The organism is Pseudomonas sp. K5002, assembly GCF_013386655.1.
GTDB lineage: Bacteria > Pseudomonadota > Gammaproteobacteria > Pseudomonadales > Pseudomonadaceae > Aquipseudomonas.
This window is the reverse complement of sequence record NZ_JACARK010000385.1, coordinates 1-342: the sequence shown is the minus strand read 5'-3', so window position 1 is coordinate 342 and position 342 is coordinate 1. Positions and strand designations below refer to the sequence as shown.

The window sequence follows — 342 nt, the reverse complement described above, 5'->3', positions numbered from 1 at the left end:
CCGCGCTCAATCAGGGCGGCGCCGAAGAAGTGTTCCAGGTGTTCGATCTGGCGGCTGACGGCGGTGGGGGTGACGTAAAGACGTTCGGCGGCCTTACGCAGGGAGGCGCAGCGGGCGACCTCGTGGAAATATCGCAAGGCGCGTAGTTGCATGGGGGGTGCTCCTTTTTTGGGGGGTTGGATTGGGGGGACGCAATTACTGCGCCATGCGGGTGTAAATATCCGTTTCTTCGGTCACGGCGTCCTGCCGGTTTACCCGCTCTGCACTACCCGCGTTCGCTCAGATCAAGATCAAAAGCAGATCTGCTTTTCTGTGGGAGCTGGCTTTAGCTTTTGATTTTGC

Annotated in this window: 1 protein-coding gene; it reads right to left on the bottom strand. The window is 58.8% G+C overall.

Annotated elements, in window-relative coordinates:
* The coding region (locus tag HX846_RS18255; protein WP_178965845.1) for a LysR family transcriptional regulator at positions 1–152 on the bottom strand (152 nt) is incomplete at its 3' end.
* Between the last annotated feature and the right edge of the window lie 190 nt (positions 153–342).